Raw genomic sequence first — 19,925 nt, forward strand, 5'->3', positions numbered from 1 at the left:
GTCACCGCCATTCGACAGGAGTCAGGCATGCGCGCGACCGTGGTCAGCAAGGGCGAATTCCGGGTCGAGGACCTGCCCACCCCCGTCCCCGGGCCGGGTCAGGTACTGCTGTCGGTCACTCGCTGCGGCATCTGCGGCTCCGACCTGCACGCCCGCCTGCACTGCGACGAACTCGCCGACCTGGCCGCCGCCACCGGCTACGACCACTTCATGCGCTCCGACCAGCGGATCGTCATGGGGCACGAATTCACCGGCGAGATCGCCGAATACGGTCCAGGCACCCGCCGCCGATGGAAGCCCGGCACCCCGGTGGTGGCGCTGCCCATCCTGCGCACCGGCCGCCGGCCCGAACTCACCGGACTGTCCGCCAACGCGCCCGGCGGCTACGCCGAGCAGGTGCTGGTGCAGGAACCCATGACCTTCCCGGTCCCCAACGGCCTGTCGCCCGACCACGCCGCCCTCACCGAACCGATGGCCGTGGGCTGGCACGCGGTCCGCCGCAGCCGGATCGCCAAGGGGCAGACCGCCTTCGTCGTCGGCTGCGGTCCCATCGGGCTGGCCGTCATCTCCATGCTGAAGGCGGCGGGCGTGCGCACCGTGATCGCCAGCGACTTCTCGCCGCGCCGCCGCGAACTGGCGGGCCGGTGCGGGGCCGATGTGGTGGTCGACCCCACCGTCGAATCACCGTGGGAGGCAACGCCGAAGAAGCCGCGGATCACCGGCGCCTCCGACATCCTCAACCTGGGCTTCGACGCCATGGAACGACTGCGGCGGATCCCGAACTTCCCGTGGTGGTACCTGTTCCGCGTCGCGCACACCCTCGACCGCGGTCCGTCGGGACCCGTCGTCTTCGAATGCGTCGGCGTGCCCGGCATCATCGACCAGATCCTCACCGCCGCACCGCCATTGACCCGCGTGGTGGTCGTGGGGGTGTGCATGCAGCAGGACGCCTTCCATCCCGCCACCGCCATCAACAAGGAGATCGAGCTGCGGTTCGTCCTCGGCTACGACCCGGGCGAATTCCGCGACACCCTGCACATGATCGCCGACGGAAAGGTCGATCCCAGCCCGTTGATCACCGGGACCGTCGGCCTCGACGGGATCGACGCTGCCTTCGCCACCCTCGCCTCCCCCGAGCACCACGCCAAGATCCTGATCGACCCGCGCAGCGACCGCACCGCGCCCTGACGCCGGGAACCTAGCGGCCGGGCCGCCGCAGCGCCGGGAAAGGCGTGGTCGGGGGCTCGTGCAGGATGTCCAGCAGACCCTCCGCGCTGCGGGCCGCGGTCAGGCAGGCGTTCGCGGTGAACTGATCGGCCAGCGGGTGGCGGGCCCGGGCACGCCATTTCTGGACCGCGGCCAGGGCCGCGTCGCGCTGGGTGGCGAGATCGGTGTGGGCGGACAGGCCCAGGCGCAGCGTCGGGGCCACGCCGGTGCCGCCGATGAGGCGGTTCAGTTCGGCCAGATCGTCCGGGGGCAGGGGCAATTCGTCCGAGCGCAGGTGCGCCAGTAGGCGGAGTTCGGCGAAGCCGTGCACATCGGCGAGCAGGGTGCGCACCCGAGGGAGCAGGACATCGGCTGCCGAACCGGGATTGGCGGTGAGGATGCGAGCCAGGGCGGTGAGGGCCGAGTGGGCCTTCAATTCATCGGCGCGCTGGGCGAATTGGACATCCAGGACGGTACGGAGTTCGTCGAGGCCACTGCGGTCGGACAATTCGGCCGCCAGGGCCTGCGAGCCGCGGACACCGAGCCGAATCAGGGTGACGGCCAGGCGGATTCCGAACAAGCCGAAGCGGGCCGTCAGGTGGGCGCGCAACTCGGCCGGGACCGGCAGAGCCAGATCGGGGTGGGCGAAGCGGTCGGCCGACAGCAGGGCCGCGGTCAGCTCGTCCACCGGGATGGCGGCCAGCTGCTCGAAGGCATCATATTCACGTTGGCGCAGCGTGGCGGCGGCGAAGGCGAGCAGGCCCGCCACCGGAATCACGGACTGGCACAGGCCGGTTCGCTCCAACTCGGTCGCGAAGCGGGCGGCCACATCGCGGGCGGAATGCAGTGCGTCGATGCGCCCGGCGCCGATCTCGTCGGCCCGCGACACCACGCCCACCACGCCCAGCGGGCCCGAGAAGGACTGCGGCGCACCGGTACTCGCGCTCGGTCCGGCGCCGATACGCTCCAGGAAGTCCACATCGGCGGCGTCGAGACGGCGCAGCAGATAGAGCACGGCATCGGCGGGCGGCAGCGCCGGGCCCGGGCCGCCCGGCGTGAGCAGCCGCGACGTGCGCGCCGACACCTCCCGCGACAGCGAGGAGATGCCGGGCGTATCGATGATGGTGGTCTGCGCCAGCTCGGCCGACGGCCACTCCACCGCCAGGTGGTCCACCTCCCTCGGCGCGGGGGCGTTCCAGCGCAGCGCCGACAGATCGAAGGTGAGCCCCTGCGCGCCCGGCAGCCCCTCGGCCCCGCGGCCACGCCGCACCACCACATCGGCCCGCGCCCCGTCCAGGCTGAACGCGGTCACCCGCGGCGCTGTCCCATTGCGGTACCAGGTGACCAGCCGCGTGCACTCGGTCGCGTCGGTCGGCGCGATGTCCTGCCCGACCAGCGCGTTCAACAGTGTCGACTTACCGGCCTTGAGCTGGCCCGCCAACGCCACCCGCAGCGGCTCGTCCAACCGCCGCGCGCACTCTTCCAGCTGGCCGCGCACCCGCGGCCGCTCGCCCAGCGCCCGCCGCGCCGCCGCCACCAGCCCGCGCGTCTCCGGCACCAGCCCATACCCGACAGCGCTCGCGTCGTCCCTCATAGGCTCCCGATTCCGAAGCACACCGCACCTCCACGCATCGCAAGGCATTCGCCCGGCCACGCCGAATCGTTATCAGAACCGCCCAGCTCTCACAGCCGATTCCCAGTTCCGAGAGGCAGCTCACGGCATCCGAGCCCAGCCGCCCGACCCTTGATCTTGCCCGGCCCGAACCTGAACGCCGCGACTACACCCCGGTGCGCCGCGCCCGTCCTTCGGCCCCCGCGCCGAACTCGCCGGCGCCATCGCCATGACCACGCACGAACGCCTGCCTCGCGCCTGTGGGATCGGCCGGCGGCCGGGCCCCGCTGACCCGCCTCGGGTGCGGACCGACGGGCCCGGTCTCGAGCACTGGAACCGCAGCGACACCCGGCCGCCGGCGGGAGTCGTCGGCTCTAGTGCCCGGCGGGCGGGAGTTGTGACTGCGCGGGGGGCGGAAGGTGCGGCTGGGCAGCGGAGGGTTCCGGGCCGAGGAGGGTGCCGGCGTGGCGGCGGAGTTCGGCCACGACGCGCAGGCGGCGTTCGAGTTCGGTGGCACGTTCTGTGCGACGGGCGGCCTCCAGGTTGGCGGCCTCCTGGGCGGCGCGCAGGGATTCGTCGATGGAGCGCAGGGTGCGGTCGGCGATGGCGGTGAAATGGTCACGCAGCAGACGGTGGATGCGGTGCAGGCGGTCCTTGGTCTCCTTGCCGGTGTGGAAGGCGATGTCGTCGAGGTAGCGGCGCACCGCCATCTTGGCGTCGGCGCGGCGCTTGGCCAGGCGGGCCTTCTTGTCGTCGCTGAAGGCCTTGCCGCCCAGCAGGACTCCCGCACCCAGCGAGAGCGGATTGATCAGGGCCAGCCCGGCCATGGTGCCCACCATGCCCGCCATCACCACGCCGCCGTAGGAGCCGCGCACACCCACCAGCAGCTTGTGGCCCAGCCCCAGATCGGGTTCCAGATCGGCGAGGGTGCAGGACTCGGCACGGGAGTCGTCGTCGAGGGTGTCGCGCACCTCGGGCAGATCCACCGCGCCGAGATCGTCGAAGTGGGTGGCGACCCGCTCGGCCAGCTTCATCGCTCGGGTGCCCGTCCACACCAGGTTGTCGCCGACCGCGGAACCCACGGTGGCCGTGAGCCATTCGTCGATGCGGTCCCAGTGCCTGCCGGGATCGTGCTGGTCGATCCAGTCCTCGGCGGTGCGGGCGATATCGCGCAGGCGGCTACGCAGATCGTGGTCGATATCCCCTGCCAGATCGGTGATGCCATCACCCAGCGTCTGCTGCCAGGCGGCCGTGTGGCGGTGCAGTTTCTCCGCCTCGGCCTTGGCGGCCTGCAGTTCCCGGATGGCCGCCGCGCCACGCTCGGGATCACGCAGCGCGACCAGCTCACTGCCCAGCGCCAGCGCCAGATGCTCGGCGGCGGAGGAGATGTCGAGGGCGACCGCGCGCTGCATCGCCGCCTGATCGCGGGCCACCACCTGCTCGCGCAGGAACTGGAACACCAGCCCGAATCCGGACTCGCGGCCCAGGCCCTCGTCCTGCAGGCGCATGGCGTGCGCGCGCAGCACCGCCGACACCGGCAGCATGGGCATCTCGATCCCATTGGCGCGCAGGTGCTTCCGGTTCGCCTCGAACACCTGCCGCCAATGCGGATACAGGTCGATCTTGGTGACCAGCACCGCGACCGCCGGGCACAGCTCCCGCACCTGCCGCAGGAAATCCACCTCGGTCTCGGTGAGCTCGGTGGAGGCGTCGGTGAGCACCAGCACCGCGTCCGCGGCCGGGGCCTGCGCGAGAATGCCTGCCGCGCCGGTGGTTCCGTGCGCGCCCAGTCCCGGCGTATCCACCACCACGATGCCGTCGGCCAGCAGCCGGCTCGGGGCCTCGAGCTCGAGCCGCAGCACGGCCCGGCCCTGCGGACTACGCGCGGTGAGGGCGGGGACCGTCTCGAACGGCACCGGCTCCCGGGTGTTCTCGCCGCCGTCGGCGCCCGTCGCGACCACGGTCGCCCGGGGTTGCTCACCGTAGGACAGCACCGTGCTCACGACCGTGGTCGTATCGTCGGCCACCGGGCACACGTCCATATTGATCAGCGCGTTGACGAACCGGCTCTTGCCCTGATTCCCCAGACCGGCCACCAGGATCCGCCGCCGCGGATCGCGCACCTTGCCCGCGACCGTCTCCAGCCGCGCGACCAGATCCCCGCGTTCCGCGGCCTTCGCCACCGCGATGGTCTCCGACACCATCGTCAACAGCGGATTCGCCGCCACCATGCCCGTCACAGCCTGCTCACCGAACCTATTCCAGCCGTTGTGTCCCCGACAGGTCGTCGCCCGCCGCGGCGAACCCGCGGCGAGCGACCCTTCAATCTACGAGTGCAGCACGTCGCCGACGATGTCCCCGCCCAGATGCGTCCCGAGATCCACCCCTGTGTGCGCCCCACCATCCCCGAACAGCGACGCGTCCGCACCCGGGGCATGCACCCCGCTGCCGAACGCCTGCGAAACATCCACGCCCGCCCAAGGATTCGTACCGGCACCGTGCAACCCGGCATCCACCGCGGTCCCACCGTGCACCCCCGCATCGAGCCCACTCCCCACCTGCACGCCCCCACCGGCCTGCGTCCCCACCCCGGCATCCAACCCGCCGCCGACCCCGGCGACCGAATTCCCCACCCCGGTCAGACCGGTATGCATGCCCCCGCCCAGCTGCGTCCCCGCATCCAGCGCCGAATGCACACCCGCATCCAGCCCGGTCCCCACATTCGCGGCCCCGCCGAGCCCCGTCTCCAGGCCCGCGCCGACCTGAGTCCCGGCACCGAGCGCCGAGTGCACCCCGGCATCGAGGCCACTCCCGACCTGAGTCCCAAGCCCCGCACCAACATTCGCAGCCCCGCCGAGCCCGGTCTCCAAACCGGTCCCGATCTGAGTCCCGGCGCCCACGGTGGAATTGAGCCCCGCATCGAGCCCACTACCCACCTGAGCACCCAGGTCCGCTCCGGTATGCACCCCCGCGTCGAGCCCCGCGCCCAGCTGGTTGCCCACACCGACCGCAGTGTCGATCCCGGTCCCGAGGCCACCCTGCACGCCCGCACCGATCCCGGCCGCCGCATTACCCACACCGGAAATGCCCGTTTCCAAACCACTTCCGATCTGCGTACCCAGATCTGCACCGGTGTGCAGGCCGCCGTCGAGGCCTGCGCCCAGCTGCGTCCCGGCACCGGCCAGAGTGTCGGCCGCACCGGAGAGCCCCGTCTCCAGGCCAGCTCCGACCTGCGTGCCCAGGCCCACGCCGGCGTTCGCGGCGCCGCCGATGCCGGTCTGCAGTCCTGTTCCCGCCTGGGTACCCGCGCCCAGCAGTGTGTTGATTCCGGCGTCGAGACCCGCGCCCACCTGGGCACCGGTGTTCAGACCGCCCGAGAGTCCACTGTTCAGGTCGCCGCCGAGCTGGCTGCCGACCCCGACCACGGTGTCGGCCGCCCCGGAAAGCCCGGTCTCCAGGCCACTTCCGAGCTGCGCGCCCACGTTCGCCGCGCCATCGATGCCGGTCTGTACGCCCAGGCCGGCGCTCAGCGCGCTGTCGATTCCGGTGGAAAGCCCAGCGCCGAGGCCGGTTCCGAGGTCACCCGCCGCGTTCACCGCGCCATCGAGACCCGTCTGTACCCCGGCACCCGCGCCGAGAGCGGAGTCGAGGGCACCGGTCAGACCCGTCTGCACGCCCGCGCCCACTCCGGCGGCGGTGTTCAGTGCGCCGGTGAGGCCCCCGCCGACGCCGGCAGCAGAGTCGAGGGCGCCGGTCAGGCCGGTCTGAAGGCCCGCACCCACATCGGTGGCGGCGTTGACGGCGGCGGAAAGGTTCGCACCGAGACCGGTTTCGAGGTCACCGGCGGTGGAGAGAGCGCCGCTCAGGCCGGTGGTGAGGTCCGCGCCGGCCTGGGTGACGGTGTCGAGGGCGCCCTGGAGGCCGGTCTGGAGGCCGGCGCCGGCGGTGAGGGCGCCGGTGAGGGAGGAGGTCAGGTCGGCGGCGGCCTGCGCGCCGAGCACGCCACCGAGGTCGGTCTCCACGCCGGTGCCGACGTCACCGGCCGCGCCGAGCGCGCCGCCGAGTCCGGCGGACAGGCCCGCGCCGAGGTCGGCGGCCGCACCGACGACCGCGCCGATGCCATTGGACAGGCCCAGCTCGAGGCCGGTGCCGGTATCGCCGGTCAGGCACACCTGGGTGGCGGTGGCGGCGGTGGTGCCCAAGTTCACACCCGCGGAGTCGCCGATCGCGGCCGAGCCGCCCACGCCGCCGTTGACCCCGAGGCCGGTGTCGGCTCCCAGCCCGGCGGAGCCGCCCAGCCCGGCGTCGGTGCCCAGGCCGGTCGCCCCGCCCGCGGCAATGATGTCGGACAGCTGCGAACCTCCCGCAACCAGTGCGGACTCGGCCACCATGGGTGCCACGGCGGCGATGTCCTCGGGCGTCACGTTCTCCAGCCCGGCGGCGGCCAGCGCCCCGCCCGGATTGTTGCAATAGCTGACCGCGGCCTCGTGGTCACGCAGCAGATTGAGGATGAACTCGAGAATTGCGTTGGGGCTCATGGCGAATCGTCTCCCTGGATGGGCGGGCCCCGCTGACCCGCGCTGCTCGAATTTCCTTTCACGTTAGGAAGGCAACTCGTTACGCGTAACGGGGTGAACTCCCCCAAGTTCCCCGGCGGTCGCCTACGGGGGCAGGCGAACATTAGGGGAATTCCCCCAAACCTGCGGGGGAATCGGTAACGGGATCCCCTCAGTTCCCGACAGGCGGGGTGGGCCACCCGGCCTAACCCGAGATTTTTCGTACAAATCGGACCGAAGAGCTTTCGGCACGCGATCCACCGGTCGCGCGTTGGGTAATGACAGGGGAACTCGAATGAGTCAGGGGCTGGCGCTCGGCATCACCGTCGGGTCGTCGAATACGGTTGCCGTGACGACTTCGGGGGGACAACACACAGTACATACACGGCCCAGCATGCTGGGCGCCGAGCCGGAGGTTCCGGACAGTTTCCTGGCCCGGGTCGGGGATCCCGTGGACATTCGCACCCGGGACGGATCCGCCGTCCGCGCCGCCGACCTGGTGGCGGCGGCCATCGGCCGCGCGGTGGACGGCATGGGCCCGGCCGCGGCCACGGTCGCCTGCTACCCGGCATGGTGGTCGCAGCACACCGTGGAGGTGCAGCGGACCGCCCTGGACGCGGCCGGCCTGGACGCGGTAGCCCTGGTCCCGGAGCCGACGGCGGCCATGCGCTGGCTGCAGGACGTACACGAGTCCGGCCACGACGGCGCGATGGTGGTGTACGACCTGGGGGCGACCGGCCTGACGGTTTCGGTGGCGCGCACAGGGGCCATGTCGGGCCTGCTGAGCGAACCGGTACGGACCACCGAGGTGGCCGGATCGGAATTCGATCTGCTGACGATGCGTTTCGTACTCGCCCATGCGGTCGGCGAAAAGGATTTCGATCCTTTCGACCCTTTGGTGGAACAAGAATTAGCGGCACTCCGTGTTCGCTGCAAAATTGCGAAAGAAACCCTATCCACAAATACCGCCACCATGGTGCCCGTGCGTTTGCCCGCCATGAGCGAAGTGGACGTGCGACTGGTTCGCGACGATATCGAGGAACTGATGCGGGGTCCGCTCCTCGGTTCGACCGATCTGGTCCGTGAGGCCCTGCGCCGGGCGGGGCTCACCGCGGCCGATCTGGACGGCTTCCTGGTCACCGGCGGCGGCGCGAGCATCCCGCTGGTAACCGAACTGCTGTCCACCGAATTCGGCATCCCGGTCGCGGCCGCCGCCGACCCGGCCCACCTGAGCGCGCACGGCGCCGCGCTGCTGGCCGCCGACCTGCTCGCCGACACCACCGATACCGAGGCGCATCCGGCGATCGCGGTCGGCGGCCTGGGCCTCGCCGAGGCCGACGGCGGCCCGGCCCTCGCTCCCGGTCGCACCGCGGCCGTGCTCCCCCAGCGGCCCCGGGGCGACTCCCCGGCCGGGCCCCCGGACCCCGAACCAGCGGGCCCGGCCGGCGATTCCGGCCGAAGGGCGGCGGACGATGCCGCGGGGAAGGCGGAATCGCCTGCGGCCCCGCGTATTCCGCTGCTGCCCGACCTCCCGGTCGAGGAACCCGCCGGCTTCCGGCACTGGAAGCGCCTGGCAGTGTTCGGTGCGGCCGCGGTCGCGGTGGCCGCCATCGCCACCGGCACCCTGGCCATGGGCACCGGCGGACAGTCCACGCCCGCGAATCCCGCCGGTACGCAGTCCCCCTCGACCTCCGCCGTGGCGCTCGATTCCCCGGCGCCGACGGGCGGGGCCACCACCTCCGGCGCCCCGGCTCCGGCGGCCGGGAGCCCGGTCTCCGCGACCAAACCCGCGTCGCAGCCGGGCGCGGCCAAGCCCGGCAGCCCGGCCACCACCGGCGCCGCGGCTCCCGCACCGGCCGCCGCCGACCCGACCACCTCGGCGGATACCCCGGCGCCGCAACAGAATCCGGCGAGCCCCCAGCCGCCGCAACAGCAGCAACAACCGGTCCAGATGCCGACGATGCCGCAGATCCTGCCGCCGACGGTACCCAGCGTGACGCTCCCCACGGGCGCACTGAACAATGCAGTTGATCAGCTCGGCAACGCCGTTCCACCGGTCGTTCCGCACACCGGCCGCTGAGAGTTGGTTCCTCGTGACAGGCATGACCCCCGTCGCACTGGATTCCATCCCGTGCGCCCGTGAGATTTTCCGGGACCTGGATTCCGACGATTCCGCCTCGGTGCTCTATCTCGTCCGGGGCCGTTCCGGCACCGGAAAGTCCACCCTGCTGGGAGCCCTCCGGGCGCGGTTGCGCGCCCGGGGCGTCCCGCACACCGACAATCCGGCGCACGCGCTGCGCGCGTCGGCCCCGGCCCGCGCGGACGGCAACAACAGCCGCGCCCGCGGCGCCCTCATCGTCGACGACGCCCACGCGCTGAGCCAGGCCGAATTCGACCTGCTGTGCGCCGCAGCCGAATCCGGGGAGTACCCGGTGGTGATCGCGCTGCGCCCGCGCCCGCACGATCCCCGGTTGCGGGGCCTGACCGATATGGTGGCCCGCCGCGGCCGGGTGGTCGATCTGCGCGCCCTGGGCGCCACCGAGATCGCCCCGTTCGCCCGCGAACTGGGCATGATGGTGCCGCGCGGGCTGGCCCAGCACATCCACCGCCAGACCGGCGGCATCCACGGCGGTGTGGTGGCCGCGCTGACCGCCGCCTGCGCCACCCGCCTCGACGCGGGCGTGACCGCGGTGGACCAGGCGGTGACGGCCTGGGCGCGGGCGCGCCTCGACGACGCCGATCCGGACCTGCTGGACGCCCTGGTGGTGGCGGCCATCGGCGCGGGCCTGGACACCGGCGAGCTCACCGAGGTGCTCGACATCGCCCCGCCGGCCGCCCAGGATCTGGTGGACCGGGCCCGGGGCAGCGCCCTGGTCACCGACGCCGATCTACTGCTGGCCCCGGCCGTCCCGCCACTGCGCACCCTGGTCGGCGACCGCCGCTTCCTGACGGTCGCCCGCCGCCTGCTGCACGCACGCCTGGACGCCGGACTGCTGCGCGGCCACACCGCGCTGCTGCTCGCCGAATCGGGCGTTCGCGACGAGCGTCTGGCCGAATTCCTCTGTGCCGCAGCGGAACGCGCCGGCGACGAGGCCGTCCGGCACTACGCGGCCGCGGCCGCCGCCGGCGCGGATCCGGAGGCCCTGGCCGTGCGCTGGGCCGATGCCGCCGCCCGGGCCGGGGACGGCGACACCGCTCTGCGCCTGGCCGAACCCACCCTGGCCAATCCGGCGATCCCGCTCGCGGATCTGGCTGCCGCCGTACGCATCTGCGCCGGTGTGTGGACCCGGCGCGGCCTGGCCACCCGGGCCGCCCAGCTCTACACCTGGCTCGGCCCCACCCGGGTCGGTCCGGACTGGGCGGTCGCCGCCACGGTGCTGTCGCTGTCCGGTGATGCCCAGGGCGCACAGGCGCTGTCGGTCAATGCCGCCCAGTGGCCGCCGACCGAGGCCACCGCGCGCGCGGCCTCGATCGCCAATGCCCTGTTCGACACGATCGGATCGCCCAGTGCCCCTGGCGATTTCAGCGCTGCGACGCGCACCGATCGCGGGAACGGCCACGCCGGGACCCCATTCCCGCCGCCGCCCAGGACTTTCGCCCCGCCGCCCGCCGGAACCGGCGCACCGGCCCGGGCCGCGAGCCCCACGACCCGGCCCACCGGCGACCGACCGCGCCCCGAGGACACCGCACCGGCGAGACCCGCCGCGAGCGCCGCGAATACCTTCGGAGCCGTCTCGACCCCGACCGGTTTCACCGCCGAGATGCGGGCCATCGCGCCGACAACCCTTGCCGTGCAGCGCTTCACCAGCCCCGCGCAGGCGCGGCGCGGTGCGGCCGTCACGGCGGCGTCCGCGCTCATCCACGCCGCACACTCCGGCCCGGCCCCCACCGATGACGGCGGCGATCGCTTCCTGCCGTGCTCAGCGGTGTCGATCGCGGTGCTGCTGTGCCTGAGCATGGGCGATCCGCGGCGGGCCGCGGACGCCCTGCGGCAGGGCACCCAGGACCGCGGCCCCAGCCGCGATCCGCAGAGCCTGGTGCTGGGCGCGTGGGTCGCCATGCTGGGCGGCGACGAGCATTCGGCGGCCACCCTGATGTCGGAAGTCGGCCTGGCGGAACTGGATCCGCGCGATCGGCTGCTCGCACACGGCGTGATCGTCGGCCTGGCGCGGCGCAGCGGCGATCACGCGGCGCTGGCCATGGCCTGGCAGCAGGCCTTCCCGCTGTTCGACGAGATCGGCGCGGATCTGCTGGCGCTGCTGCCCATCGGCGAGCTGTGGCTGGCCGGCATCCGCCTGCGTGACGAGGCCCGGATGACCGCGCTGGTGACCGCCGCCGACGAACTGCTGCGCCGGCTCGGTGAACCGCCCGCCTGGTCGAATGCCTTCCACTGGTACGCGATTCAGGCGGCCATCGCGCAGGAGAGCCCGGAAGCCCTGCTGCCGCACGCCCATCGGCTCAAGACCTCCGCCGCGGCGGGCGATCCGCAGGCCGCGGTACTGGCGGACGCGGGCCGCACCTGGGTGCTGGTGCTGCGCGGTCAGGTGGTGCGCGAGCAGGTGGAGGGCGCGGTGGCCCGGCTGGCCGGGCTCGGCTTGCGCTGGGACGCGGCCCGGCTGGCCAGTGAGGCCGCGCTGGCGGCGGGTGATTCCGCCACCGCGACCGCGCTGCTCAAGCTGGCGCGCACGGTGCGCGCGCAGGCTCGGCCGCCGGAGTCTCCGGTGCGCGCGCCCGAGCCCGCGGCCCCGCAGCCACGCCCGGAACCGATCACCGATACCGTGCTGAGCGAACGCGAACGTGAGGTGGCCGAACTGGTCCTATTGGGCTTGACGTACCGCGAGATCGGGGCCCGGCTCTACATTTCGGCCAAAACCGTGGAACATCACGTGGCTCGGATGAGACGTCGAATCGGTGCCGGCTCGCGTTCGGAGTTATTGTCAATGCTTCGCGCCATGGGTCACGGTTCACTCCTCGTCTGACCTCGGCACGGAGAGCACCCGGACGCATCGAGCGAGGTTGAAGAGGATGGCCACTGGGGTGGGCCTGCGGATCGCGGACGACGAATCCGTCGTTGCCGTGGTGACAGGCGATGACGCCACACTCCCGGTGCACTACACCGTGCGCGAGTCAGTGCTGCACATGTCCGAGGACGGCGACGCCGTGCTCGGCGGCGACGCACCGGAGGGCTACAGCCATTCCATCCGGGGCTTCGTTGGCGCGGTCGGGGATCCGGCCGGGCTCGCGGTGGACGACGGTGAGGCGTACCGCGCCGAGGACCTGATGGCCACGGCGGTTTTCTGTCTGATCAGTCAGGCCGCCGAACATCTCAACGGTCCGGCCGAGTTCTATCTGGCCCACCCGACCGGCTGGCCCGACGCCCACGTGCGATCGCTGCGTGAGGCGCTGGACTATCTGGGCCTGAAATCGGTGGTGCTGGTCAGCGAGCGCGACCTGCCCCAGGCGGACGCGGAGACCGGGAAGACCCTGGCCTACAACGCAGCCCGCGCGGCCCTGGCCGCGGTGCTGTCCACCCCGGCCGGCCTCACGCCGCCCGATGCCACCGCGGCCGCCGAGAACGCCGCCGACGTCACCGACGTGCTGCCCGCGCTCAAGTCCTCCGAACTGGCCCAGGCGTATTCGGCGGCGGTCCCGGCCGTCACCACCGCCGAGCCGGCGGTCACCCGCGCGACCGCAGCGGTCGCGGTCACCCACGCGCCGCGCGCCAATCGCGGCCCGTACATCATTGCCGCGGCGGCCGCCCTGGTCGGTTTGCTGCTCGGTGGCGTCGGGGTGGCGGCCGTGTTGCGCACCGACGACTCCACCCCGGGCCCGCCGCGCGGCGAGGTGCGTTCGGAGCCGGTGGCCACCGCGGGGGTGGCCCCGCCGCTGCTGCCGCCGACCGGTTCGGACAATCCGACCGCGGCCGCGCCGCCCGCCGATACCGCGGACGTACCGGTCACCTCGGACCCCACGACCACGCCGCCACCACCGACGACCACGCCGGACCCGCCGACCACCACACCGAGCCCCACCCCGCACACCACGCCGCCGCCCACCACGACACGCCCGTATCCGCCGATCTACCAGTATCCGCCGGTGCCGACCTTCGAGCTGCCGCAAGCGCCGGTACTGCAGGATCCGTGGGGACAGAATCCGCGCTGATTTCGTAGAGACCTTCGGTGGTTGATGCCCTAAAGTGGTGCGCTGACCGACCTTCCGGAAGGTAACCGGATCCGGGCCCGGAACATCGGTCTGCTGGTGCACTTACGAAGGGACTCCATGCGCAAGTTCATGGCGCGTCGCGCCACGGTTCGAGCAGCCACCGTCGCGTTCGCCTCGACCGTCCTCATCGGTCCCTTGCTCAGCACCGCCAACGCCGACCCGGCGTCCCCGGATCAGCTTGCCGCCGACAAGCTTCCGGCCGAGCTGGTCACCGCCATCCAGCGCGATCTGAAGATGACGCCCGCCGAATATCTGGACCGGGCCAACCAGGCCCAGCAATTGCGGGACTACGCAACGACTTTCCGCAGCCAGCGTCCCGACGACTTCGCGGGCGCGTGGCTGGGCACCGACGGCAAGCCGGTCGTGGCCGTCACCTCCCTCGATGCCGCCAAGATCGCCGCCGCCGACGGCTACCAGACCCGGCTGGCCCCGATCAGCGCCGACAACCTCGAGAATTCGGCCGATCAGCTGAACACGTGGATCACCAGCCTGCCGCGCGATCTGTCCAATGCCATCAACTCGGTCGCCATCGACTTCCTCAACAGCCAGCTGGTGCTCAGCGTGGCGAACACCCCGGCCGGGCATTTGCTGAATCTGCCCACGCTGATCGCCAATATCAAGGTGATGCTGTCCCCGGATTCCGGCGGCCCGGTCGAGCGGCGCCCCATGGGCGGTGACACCTACATCACCGCGCCGACCGCGCTCAGTGATTCGTCACTGCGCAGTGTCGATGTGTGCTCGTTCGGCTTCAACAGTGTGGATTCCGCCGGAAACGCCCTGAACATCAGTGCCGGACACTGCAATCCGAATGTGGACAAGGGCACCAGCGCCGATGTCTACATTCCGAATGTGAAAAACCTGGTGTCGAGCCCGAAGGCCGGCAGCTTCGTCTCGTCGAATCTGGGCGGCAGCAGCGCACTCGACTATTCGGTCATCAAGCTGAACGACGACGCGGTGCGGGCCGGCATGGATCAGCCGTCGGTGCGCGGCGCCAACGGCACGACCCTGACCATCACCGGGGTGGCCGACCCGATCACCGGCGCGCCGGTTTGCAAGTCCGGTCAATCCTCCACCTTCACCTGTGGTTTCGTGGTGGCCGACCGGGTCGAGACCCAGTTGTTCACCGCCGAGGGCCAGTCGAAGACGGTGCGCGGCTTCGCCTCCAGCGCCTGCACCCTGGGTGGTGACAGCGGCGGCGCGATCGTGACCGGCACGCTGGCGCTGGGCATCACCAGCGGCTCGAATGCGGCCGACGCGCCGAACTGCAACGAGGCCAATACCGCGCTGGCGCAGTACGGTGGTACGGCGTCACTGGGTATCCCGGTGCGCGCGATTCTCACCGAAATCGACGCCAATTCCGGCGGCGGCATCGGCAGCGGAATTCAGGTCCGGACGCGTTCCAACGCGTGATGATTCGCGGCCCGTTCCAGCGGGCCGCGAAAATCGGACACCCCTCTCATTGCGCGTGTTCGGACATGCCCGCTGTTTGCCCGCGGAATACCGAAACGTCATCTCACAATAAGTAGGCATAACGGGCCCGACACCATATAGTCGGGGCCATGCTCCTGCCACGTATGCGATTCTCCATGCCAGCCGTGGGCCGCCGCCCACGGTCCCTTGTCCGTACTGCGGCGATCGCGGCCACCACTGTGCTCGTCGCCGGACCCCTGGCAGCGAGTGCGCACGCGGAGCCCGCGGCCCCCGCGACCCCGGATCTGCCGGCCGAGCTGGTCACCGCCATCACCCGCGACCTGAAGATCTCCCCGCAGGACTACCTGCAGCGCGCCGACACCGCGCAGAAGGTGGCCACCTTCGCCACCACCGCCCAGCGGCAGTTCCCGGGCGTCTTCGGTGGCGCCTGGCTGGACGAGACCGGCAGGGCCATCGTGGCGCTGGCCCCCGGAGACAGCCTGGACCAGGCCCGCAAGGCCGTGACGGACGCCGGCTTCACAGCCAAGGACGTCGCCAAGAGCGAGACCACGCTGCGCGGTGAGAAGAACGCCTTCCAGCAGTGGCTCAAGGACCAGCCGGAGTCCGTGTCCAAGGCCATCCGGGGCGTGGCCATCGACACCCTCAACAACAGCATCGCGGTCCGGGTGGACAAGCCCGACCTGCCGCTGCCCGGCTTCGTGGACCCGGCCCGTGTCATCGTCATGACCGCCCCGCCGGTCGGCGGCGAGGGCCAGGACGTCCCGAAGGCTTCCGACATCGCCGGTGCCGGCCCGCAGACCATGGCCGCCGGCCAGGCCTACGCCTCGGTGGCCGGCCGCATGTCGCTGCGCTGCTCGCTCGGCTTCAACGGCACCGACGGCAACGGCAACGTCGTGAACATCACCGCGGGCCATTGCAACCCGAACATCTCGGCCACCCCTGGCGCCAACTCGCCGGGCGTCTACCAGATGGTCGGCAGCGAGAGCCTGGGCCCGCAGGTCGGCACGTTCCAGAAGTCGGTGCTGGGCAACGAGGACTACTCGATCATCGGGATCAGCGACCAGTACCGGGACGCCTTCTCCAACCCGCTGGTGAATGTCCCGGGCGCGGCCCCGGTCAACATCACCGGCGTGGCCGTGCCGGTGGTCGGCGCCCCGGTCTGCAAGTCGGGTGCGCGCACCGGCTTCAGCTGCGGCGTGGTGAATGCCGTCGACCAGACCGTCCAGGTCGGCGACCGGCTGCTCACCCAGTCCTTCTCCGCCAATATCTGCGCCCTGCCCGGTGATTCGGGCGGTCCGCTGGTGACCGGCACCCTGGCCCTGGGCATCTCCAGCGCCTCCTCGGTAGCCGACTACCCGATCTGCGAGATCCCGAACCTGATCGGTCTCATCACCGGCAACACCCCGCAGCTGTTCGCGCAGCCGGTGAGCACCGTGCTCTCCGACAACCCGGGCCTGCGCGTGCGCACCCTCTGATCACAGCACCCTCGGAAAGGCCGGTAGCCCAACCGCTACCGGCCTTTTCGCATTCCGGGGTACGCGGGTGTGCCCTCGGGTGGCAGCGCAGGGGCGGCGGGCGGCAGCGGGCGGGGAGCGATCGGGCGTGGTCGCGGCGAGCCCCGGTCGGGCATGCTGGGGGTTATGTGTTTGGTGTTGCTCGGCTGGCGGGCGCATCCGGAATACCGGTTGATCGTGGCCGCCAATCGGGACGAGTTCTTCACCCGCCCAACGGAATCGCTGCGTCCCTGGGACGAGGTGCCCGGTCTGCTGGCGGGCCGGGATCTGGGTGCGGCGGGCCCGGTGCCGGGTACGTGGCTGGGCCTGCTGTCGGATCGGCACCGCTTCGCGACGGTCACCAATGTGCGCCGGCCCGGCGACTTCCGCCCCGATGCCCGCTCCCGTGGCGCGCTGCTGATGGATTTCCTGCGCGGCGATCCGGTGCCGGAGAAGTTCGTGCGCGGCGTCACCGCCGCACCCGACGACTACAACGGCTACAACCTGGTGGTCTCGGATCTGGAAACGCTGTGGTGGCACAGCAATCGGAGCGACCGGACCCCACGCGAACTCGCGCCGGGCTTCCACGGCGTGTCCAACAATGCGCTCGCCGGCTCGCTCGAGCCCGACGACAGCGTGTCGACCGGCACCGGCGATCCGGCCTGGCCCAAGGTCCGCGAGGGCGTACGCGCCCTCGCCGCCGTGGCCGCGGCCGATCCGGGCGATGTCGAGAGCTATCTGGAAGTCCTGGCCGACCGCACCCCCGCCGCCGCCTCCGAGTTGCCGGAGACCGGACTGGACCGGCTCACCGAACGCGCCGCCTCCGCACGCTTCGTCGATCATCCCGTGCATGGAACCCGCTGCAGCACAGTTCTTCTGGTTCGTGAAGACGGCAGCTACGTGATGGCCGAGCGCACCTTCGCCCGCTTCGCCCGCCGCCGCGACACGGTGACGTCCACCGGCCACCTCGAACTGCCGGCCTGACCGGTCCGGCCCCACCTCGGAAACGCGTTCGGCCCGCCTCCACGAGTGAGGCGGGCCGAACGGTCGAGCTGCGGAGGCCGAGACCCCCGTAGTTCTCAGTTCTGCGTGACCGGTGCGGGGGCAGCGGCAGCGGCCGTGGTCGGCGCCCACTTGCTGGTGCCGTCCGGAGCCTGCAAGGTCTGCAGCAGGTCGATACCCGCGGCGACCAGCGTCGGGCCACCTGCAGCGATGGTGCCGAGGATGCCGCCGATGCCGGCGCCCGCGACCAGGCCCGGGACACAACCGGCCACGATGGTCACCACGCAGCCGATGAGCGCGCCGAGCGCCGTGCCCACGAAGCTGCCGATGCCGATGGCCAGGCCGAACTTGGTGGAGAAGTCGCTCATCGCCGACTGGTTCTCCGACGCCGAGGCGATCGGCTTGGCGGCGAGCACGGTGGTGCCGGGCTGGAAGTCGGCCGGCTTCTCCGGGACGACCTCAAGCACCTTCCCGTCGTCCTTCACGTCCGACGTCACCGGGATGTCGGTGCCGGCGGCGCTGAACTTCAGGGGGAAGGAGATAAGGGTCGCGCCCTGCTGGTCCTTGACGTTCACGATCGTCTGCTTCGGGTCCTCGGGCGTCGCGCCGTCCTGCTGGGCGAGCTCGAAGGTGCCGTTCTTCAGGGTGGAGACGATCGTCTTGCCGTCGACCAACTTGGTGGAGTAGTTGATTCCAGCAGGCTGTGCGGGAGCATCGTCGGCGTGGGCGGTCGTCATCCCGATGGTCATTGCGCCGATGACCAGGGCAGCAGCCGCAGTGGTACTGCGAAGCTTCATTCGGTTGGTATCCAATCCGTCATCAGGTATATCCGCTGTGCGCCTCTTCGCCACGCGAGGCCCGGCTTCCCTCGGGCCATGCCACGCGCTAGGACGAGTCCTCCCCGAGCATGTGAAGACGCGCACAGCTGTCGGACAGCGTGAGCCTAGTCGATCACCCTACGATTTGCGAGATTCGTTTCCTTCTGCTGGACACCGGGTTTCGAAGTAAGCCTGCCCTTGGTTACCGCACCGATTTGCCGGGATTTACGGTGTGGGAAACCCTGGACAGCTAAGTTACCGGCGGGTAACTTACCGTCCATTAGGATACGAGCAACTCGAGGCGGAACCAGGCTGCCTCGCAAGACGCTCGTAGAACCGTAAGAGAGGTCGCGACATGAATGCCCTGACAGTGACTCTGGGCACGATTGGGGCGGTGTTCACAGTCTTCTGTTGGGCATCGTTCATCGGAGGCGTGCGGAACATCGCGCGCACCGTCATGGTCGGGCAGTCCGCACCCGATCGCTGGCGGCCGTTCTTCCCACGCTTCAAGACCATGATCGTGGAATTCCTCGCGCACACGCGCATGAACAAATTCCGCACGGTCGGCTGGGCCCACTGGCTCGTCATGATCGGCTTCCTCGCCGGGTTCATCCTGTGGTTCGAGGCGTACGGCCAGATCTTCGACCCCGAATTCCACTGGCCCATCATCGGATCCTGGGGCATCTACCACCTGGCGGACGAAATCCTCGGCATCGGAACGGTGGTCGGCATTCTGGTGCTGATCGTCATCCGGCAGCTGAATCACCCGCGCGTGCCGCAGCGGCTGTCCCGGTTCAGCGGTTCCAGGTTCGCGCCCGCGTACGTCATCGAGGCGATCGTCCTGGTCGAGGGCCTGGGCATGGTCTTCGTGAAGGCCGGCAAGATCGCCACCTACCACGAATCCCACACCTGGAGCGACTTCTTCACCGAGCAGGTGGCCAAGCTGCTGCCCGAGTCGATCGCCATGGTGTCGATCTTCGCGTTCATCAAGCTGGTCTCCGGCGCGACCTTCCTGCTGCTGGTCGGCCGCAATGTCACCTGGGGTGTGGCCTGGCACCGGTTCGCTGCCTTCCCGAACATCTACTTCAAGCGTGAGGCCGATGGCGGCGTCGCTCTCGGTGCGGCCAAGCCGATGATGTCGAATGGCAAGCCGATCGAGATGGAGACCGCGGATCCGGACAACGACACCTTCGGTGTGGGTAGGTTCGAGGATTTCTCGTGGAAGGACATTCTCGATGTCACCACGTGTACCGAGTGTGGTCGTTGTCAGTCGCAGTGCCCGGCCTGGAATACGGGCAAGCCGCTGTCGCCGAAGTTGTTGATCATGTCGCTGCGTGACCATGGTTACGCCAAGGCGCCGTATCTGCTGGCCGGTGGCCGTAAGGACATGGGTGGCGAGGAGGTCGGTCTGGTCGACGCGGCGGGCAAGCCGGATGAGCGTGCGCTGGCGCGGATTTCGGAGGCCGCGCGTGCAGAGGCGGAGCGTCCGTTGGTCGGTGGTGAGGATGTCGAGGGCATCATCGATCCCGAGGTGTTGTGGTCGTGCACGACCTGTGGTGCGTGTGTGGAGCAGTGCCCGGTCGAT

At 70.8% G+C, this 19,925-nt stretch carries 12 protein-coding genes; 8 read left to right on the forward strand and 4 right to left on the reverse strand.

Annotated elements, in window-relative coordinates; genetic code table 11:
• The first annotated feature begins 27 nt into the window (after positions 1-27).
• A complete protein-coding gene (locus tag ACIRRA_RS27430; protein WP_402773656.1) occupies positions 28-1,188 on the forward strand; it encodes a zinc-binding dehydrogenase in 1,161 nt (386 codons plus the stop codon).
• A 10-nt stretch (positions 1,189-1,198) separates the two neighbouring features.
• Here the strand turns inward: ACIRRA_RS27430 and ACIRRA_RS27435 are convergent, their stop codons facing one another.
• The 3 genes from ACIRRA_RS27435 to ACIRRA_RS27445 form a co-directional block, all read right to left on the reverse strand.
• The gene (locus tag ACIRRA_RS27435) at positions 1,199-2,800 is read right to left on the reverse strand and encodes a dynamin family protein (RefSeq protein ID WP_402773659.1); all 1,602 of its coding nucleotides are present in this window, start codon (positions 2,798-2,800) and stop codon (positions 1,199-1,201) included.
• A 392-nt stretch (positions 2,801-3,192) separates the two neighbouring features.
• Positions 3,193-5,049, reverse strand: a complete 1,857-nt coding sequence (locus ACIRRA_RS27440) for a dynamin family protein (protein ID WP_402773702.1) — start codon at positions 5,047-5,049, stop codon at positions 3,193-3,195.
• A gap of 96 nt (positions 5,050-5,145) precedes the next feature.
• Positions 5,146-7,356, reverse strand: a complete 2,211-nt coding sequence (locus tag ACIRRA_RS27445) for an IniB N-terminal domain-containing protein (RefSeq protein WP_402773662.1) — start codon at positions 7,354-7,356, stop codon at positions 5,146-5,148.
• Between the two features lie 412 nt (positions 7,357-7,768).
• On the opposite strand from ACIRRA_RS27445, the gene ACIRRA_RS27450 reads away from it, so the two are divergent.
• The 6 genes from ACIRRA_RS27450 (at position 7,769) to ACIRRA_RS27475 (ending at position 17,504) form a co-directional block, all read left to right on the forward strand.
• Complete coding sequence (locus tag ACIRRA_RS27450; RefSeq protein WP_402773665.1) at positions 7,769-9,454, forward strand: Hsp70 family protein; 1,686 nt, start codon at positions 7,769-7,771, stop codon at positions 9,452-9,454.
• Positions 9,455-9,476: 22 nt separating this feature from the next.
• Complete coding sequence (locus ACIRRA_RS27455; RefSeq protein ID WP_402773668.1) at positions 9,477-12,353, forward strand: LuxR C-terminal-related transcriptional regulator; 2,877 nt, start codon at positions 9,477-9,479, stop codon at positions 12,351-12,353.
• 46 nt (positions 12,354-12,399) lie between these two features.
• Entirely contained in the window at positions 12,400-13,536 is a 1,137-nt protein-coding gene (locus ACIRRA_RS27460) for a hypothetical protein (protein ID WP_402773670.1), read from the forward strand.
• Between the two features lie 117 nt (positions 13,537-13,653).
• Complete coding sequence (locus tag ACIRRA_RS27465; RefSeq protein ID WP_402773673.1) at positions 13,654-15,006, forward strand: S1 family peptidase; 1,353 nt, start codon at positions 13,654-13,656, stop codon at positions 15,004-15,006.
• Positions 15,007-15,155: 149 nt separating this feature from the next.
• Positions 15,156-16,502 carry a S1 family peptidase gene (locus tag ACIRRA_RS27470; RefSeq protein ID WP_402773676.1) on the forward strand — a complete coding sequence of 449 codons (1,347 nt, stop codon included), beginning with the start codon at positions 15,156-15,158 and terminating at the stop codon, positions 16,500-16,502.
• 165 nt (positions 16,503-16,667) lie between these two features.
• Positions 16,668-17,504 carry an NRDE family protein gene (locus ACIRRA_RS27475; protein WP_402773678.1) on the forward strand — a complete coding sequence of 279 codons (837 nt, stop codon included), beginning with the start codon at positions 16,668-16,670 and terminating at the stop codon, positions 17,502-17,504.
• A 95-nt stretch (positions 17,505-17,599) separates the two neighbouring features.
• Here ACIRRA_RS27475 and ACIRRA_RS27480 read toward each other — a convergent pair whose 3' ends face one another.
• Complete coding sequence (locus ACIRRA_RS27480) at positions 17,600-18,319, reverse strand: hypothetical protein (protein ID WP_402773681.1); 720 nt, start codon at positions 18,317-18,319, stop codon at positions 17,600-17,602.
• Between the two features lie 376 nt (positions 18,320-18,695).
• Between ACIRRA_RS27480 and ACIRRA_RS27485 the strand changes: the two genes are divergently transcribed.
• The coding region (locus ACIRRA_RS27485; RefSeq protein WP_402773683.1) for a 4Fe-4S dicluster domain-containing protein at positions 18,696-19,925 on the forward strand (1,230 nt) is incomplete at its 3' end.

The organism is Nocardia sp. NPDC101769 (genome assembly GCF_044766925.1).
Lineage (GTDB): Bacteria > Actinomycetota > Actinomycetes > Mycobacteriales > Mycobacteriaceae > Nocardia.